A 4,079-nucleotide genomic window follows, 5' to 3' on the forward strand; every position below is an offset into this window, starting at 1 on the left:
TGTCGTTGAGCGCGATGATGCCCTGCCCGCCCCGGCACGGTGCCGAACCCCGTCACCGCCCGGACGGAGCACCGGAGCCCTGCCCGACCGGCAGACCCGGCCACCGGCCGAGCGGTCAGGGCGTGTCGGGGCCGTCGGCCTGGGCCAGGTGGCGCAGGAGGGAGCCGAGCGTGCGCTCGTCCAGGCCGGCCGCGCGCTCGGCGGGGCGGAAGAAGGCCGCGTCCACGCGTTCGACCTCGACGACGGCGGACCGGGCCAGTTCCGTGCCGCGCGCGGTGATCCGCAGCCGGCGGGCCCGGGTGTCCTGCGGGTCGGTTTCGCGGTCCAGCAGCCCCTTGGCCTCCAGCTTCCGCACCAGCTGTGAGGTCATCTTCACGTCGGTGCCCGCCTGACGGGCCAGCTCCTGCTGGTTGGGCACCTCGCCCCGCTCGTTCAGCCACCAGGCACAGGCCAGTAGGACGAACTGCGCGTGGGTCAGGTCGAACGGCGCCAGGGCGGCCGCGATCTCCCGCTGCCAGCGCATGGTGGCGTGCCAGAGCCAGAACCCCGCGCTGTCGGGCCCGTCCGCGCCGGCGGTCTGCGTCCCGCTCACCGGGTGCCGCCGGTGCCGGTGCTGCCGCCGGCGCCGAGGGCCTGGGCGAACAGGGCGGCCATCGCCTCCGGGAAGTCCTCGGTGATGGCCGGGCCCAGCTCCGGGCCCACCTGGTCGGCCTGCGGACCGGAGATCTCCAGCCGGTGCACCACCTGGGTGCCGCCCTCGCCGTGCGGGCTCAGCGTGTGACTGAACCGCAGCACCACGCCCTCGAACTCGGTTTCGTCGGCGTAGCGGACGTTCTCCTCGATGCCGGTGATGACCGAGATGATCGGCTCCTGACCCGTGGGCGTCATCGACACCTTGCCACCCACCTCGAACGCCCCCAGCAGCGAGACCGACTCCATCGAGGAGTCCCAACGCGCCCAGCCGTCGATGTCCTTGAGCACCGCCCAGACCGCCTCCGGTGCAGCGGCCGTCTCACCCGTGTACTCGTGGCTCCACATGACCAGGTCCCCCTCGTTCCCGCTTCCCGATTTGCTCTACGCGAAGACTATCGCCGCGACGACTATCCAGCAAGAGCTTGCACGGCGCCTGCGCCGATGGCGGCCCTCCGCCCGGCCGCAGCGATCAGAACGGGGGCTCGTCGCTCCAGGAGCCGGCCGACAGGGCGGGTGGCCGGGGACGGTGCCGGCGGAGAACGGCCACGGCCTCCCCGACGCGGCCGAGGTCGATGAGACACCGGGCGGTGGCGGGCCGGGCGGCCCCGATCCCGGCCCGGCCCGGGATCGGGACCGCCGACGGCTACCCGCGGCGGCACACCCGGTGAGTGCCCGTCACGGCCATCACCAGGGAGTACAGGGACGTCCCCGCAGTGATGAAGAGCCGGTTGTTCTTCGGGCCGCCGAAGGCCAGGTTGGAGACGGGCCCGGGGACGAGCAGGCGGCCGATCAGGGTTCCGTCCGGGTCGTAGCAGTGGACGCCGTCGTCGAGCGCCGCCGCCCAGAGCCGACCGCCGTCGTCGAAGCGGAGGTTGTCGAAGCTGCTGTCCGGGGCCTCCGCGAAGACCTTGCCGTCCGAGAGCCGGCCGCCGTTCAGGACGTCGAAGACCCGGATGTGCCGGGCGCGGCTGTCCGACACGTACAGCTGCTGCTCGTCGGGCGAGAAGACCAGTCCGTTGGGCCCGGCGAAGCCGTCGGCCACCATCCGGACGGTGCCGTCGACCGGGTCGATCCGGTAGACGTTGCAGGCGCCGATCTCGACGACGGCACGGTGGCCCTCGTAGTCGCTGGTGATGCCGAAGTCCGGGTCGGAGAACCAGATCGACCCGTCGGAGTGCACCACCGCGTCGTTGGGGGAGTTGAGCCGCTTGCCCTGGAACCGGTCGGCCAGGACGGTGATCGACCCGTCGTGTTCCGTGCGGGTCACCCGGCGGTTGCCCTGTTCGCAGGTGATCAGCCGGCCTTCGCGGTCCAGCGTGTTGCCGTTGCTGTGGCCGGCCGGTGAGCGGAAGACGCCGACGGTGCCGGTGGCCTCGTCCCAGCGCAGCATCCGGTCGTTGGGGATGTCGCTCCAGATCAGCTGGCGCCAGGCGGGCAGGTAGACCGGGCCCTCGGCCCACCGGCAGTCCCCGTACAGCTGCTCCAGCCGCAGGTCGCCGTTGGCGCACTTGCCGGTGCGGAAGCGCTCATCCAGGATCTGGTACAGCCCGTACTCGATGTTGCCAGACACAATCCACCCCTTGACCGAAAGATCCGAACGTCCTTCAAAGCTGTTCGAGTATGACAGAACGACATATGGTTGTCCCATGGCATCGGAGAACCTCGACGACATCGACCGCCGGCTGCTCGCCCTGCTCCAGGAGGACGCGGGGCAGGCCTACGCGGCCCTCGGCAAAGCAGTGGGCCTCTCGGCGGGCGCCACCCATGAACGGGTCCGCAAACTCCGCGAGCGGGGGGTGGTCCGCCGCACGACGGTCGAGGTCGACCCCAAGGCGCTCGGGCTCGGGGTGCTGGCCTTCGTGATGGTCGACTCCTCGGCGTGGATGGGCGAGTCCGCCGAGGCCTTCGCCGGGATCCCGGAACTCGAGGAGGCCCACATCATCGCGGGAAGCGCCTCGGTCCTGTTGAAGGTGCGCACCCGGACCACCGAGCAACTGCAGGACGTGCTACGGCGCTTGTACGCCATCGACGGCGTGAGCGGCACGCAGGCGACGGTCGCCCTGGAGACCTTCTTCGAACGACCGCCGTCGCCTGCGCCCGAGCCTCGCGAGCAGGCTCCGCGGACCGGACCGGTCGGCGGGTAGGGCTGGGGTCGGTCAGGGCGGTGCGGCGGGGTCGACGGCAGCCCGCCGCGGCGGCGGCGCGAGCGGGACGTCGGCCGGCGGCGACACCGGTAGGACATCCGTCGACGCCGTCAGGCGCCGCCCTCCCGAACGGGCTTGACGATCTCGTCGACGAGCCAGCGGGCCGCGTGGTCGACGTAGGGGCGGGGCAGCGCGAGCACGACGTGGCGGATGCCGACGGCGGCGAGGGCGCGGACGTGGGCGCGGGTGGCCGCGGGGTCGGCGTAGTCGACGATGATCTGTGCGGAGCGGGTGATCTCGGCGGGGTCGCGGCCGATCGCCGCGCAGTGCGCGTCCAGGACGCGGGCGCGCCCGGCGATCCAGTCGGTGCCGTGGTGGGGCGGGCCGGGGACGTTCCAGATGTCGGCGTGTTCGGCGACGATGCGCAGCATGCGGTCGCCCCAGCCGCCGAGCAGCAGTGGCGGGCCGCCGGGGCGGGCGGGGCCGGGGCCGTTGCGGGTGCCGCGCAGGGTGGTGAAGGGGCCGTCGTGGTCGAAGACCCCTTCGGTCCACATGCGGCGCAGGATGGTGATGGTCTCGGTGAGGCGGGCCAGGCCCTCGCCGGGGGACGGGAGCGGGAGGCCGTAGGCGGCGTACTCGGCGACGGCCGGGTTGGGGAGACCGTCGGGCTGCCGGGTGCCGCCGACGCCCAGGCCCATGACCAGCCGTCCGCGGGAGATCGCGTCCACGGTGGTGGCGATCTTTCCGAGGTGGGCGGGGGCGCGCAGCCTGTTGCTGGTGACGAGCAGGCCCAGGTGCAGCCGGGTGGTGCGGGCGGCCAGCGCGGCCAGCAGCGTCCAGCCTTCCAGGACGGCGCCGCCGGGCGGTCCGGCCAGCGGCGTCAGGTGGTCCCAGAGCCAGGCGTCGTCGAGTTCGGGCAGTTCGTCGGCCTCCTCCCAGACACGGAGGATCTCGTCGTAGGTCAGGTGCATGGGCGTCGTCTTGACGCCGAAACGGAGCGCGCGGCAGGGCGCATCTTCAGGCATGACAATCAGCATAGGCGATCGTCAGCACTCCTGACTATCAGCAATTGCTAGGATGCCGGAATGGCGGAGAACGAGGACGACGGCGCGACCACCGTCGAGGAACTGCTCGGCGCACGACTGGGCTACCTGCTCAAGCATGGCCGCCGAGGCGGCCGGCGCCCGCCCCGACCGGCTGCTCAACTCCCGCTCGTTCGCTGCCGCGGTCGCCGATCTCGAC

5 protein-coding genes are annotated in these 4,079 nt (G+C 72.2%); 1 reads left to right on the forward strand and 4 read right to left on the reverse strand.

What is annotated here, in order from left to right:
* Positions 1–115 precede the first annotated feature (115 nt).
* From ABZ885_RS36790 to ABZ885_RS36800, 3 genes are all read right to left on the reverse strand, one after another.
* On the reverse strand, positions 116–592 hold the full coding sequence (locus tag ABZ885_RS36790; protein ID WP_360198863.1) for a MarR family transcriptional regulator: 477 nt from the start codon (positions 590–592) through the stop codon (positions 116–118).
* Complete coding sequence (locus tag ABZ885_RS36795) at positions 589–1,038, reverse strand: SRPBCC family protein (protein ID WP_360198865.1); 450 nt, start codon at positions 1,036–1,038, stop codon at positions 589–591. Before ABZ885_RS36795 ends, ABZ885_RS36790 begins: the two co-directional genes overlap by 4 nt.
* A gap of 298 nt (positions 1,039–1,336) precedes the next feature.
* Positions 1,337–2,263 (reverse strand): SMP-30/gluconolactonase/LRE family protein, encoded by a 927-nt coding sequence (locus ABZ885_RS36800; RefSeq protein WP_360198867.1) that lies wholly within the window; start codon positions 2,261–2,263, stop codon positions 1,337–1,339.
* Between the two features lie 76 nt (positions 2,264–2,339).
* On the opposite strand from ABZ885_RS36800, the gene ABZ885_RS36805 reads away from it, so the two are divergent.
* Complete coding sequence (locus ABZ885_RS36805; protein ID WP_360198868.1) at positions 2,340–2,837, forward strand: Lrp/AsnC family transcriptional regulator; 498 nt, start codon at positions 2,340–2,342, stop codon at positions 2,835–2,837.
* 110 nt (positions 2,838–2,947) lie between these two features.
* On the opposite strand, the gene ABZ885_RS36810 is transcribed toward ABZ885_RS36805, so the two are convergent.
* A complete protein-coding gene (locus ABZ885_RS36810; protein ID WP_360198870.1) occupies positions 2,948–3,862 on the reverse strand; it encodes an LLM class flavin-dependent oxidoreductase in 915 nt (304 codons plus the stop codon).
* Between the last annotated feature and the right edge of the window lie 217 nt (positions 3,863–4,079).

The organism is Kitasatospora sp. NPDC047058, assembly GCF_040643935.1.
Taxonomy (GTDB): Bacteria; Actinomycetota; Actinomycetes; order Streptomycetales; family Streptomycetaceae; genus Kitasatospora.

Bases quoted from the DNA above. Each gene is read 5' to 3' on its own strand.
- ABZ885_RS36795 (WP_360198865.1), bottom strand. From the start codon at position 1,038: ATGTGGAGCCACGAGTACACGGGTGAGACGGCCGCTGCACCGGAGGCG.
- ABZ885_RS36805 (WP_360198868.1), top strand. From the start codon at position 2,340: ATGGCATCGGAGAACCTCGACGACATCGACCGCCGGCTGCTCGCCCTG.
- ABZ885_RS36810 (WP_360198870.1), bottom strand. From the start codon at position 3,862: ATGCCTGAAGATGCGCCCTGCCGCGCGCTCCGTTTCGGCGTCAAGACG.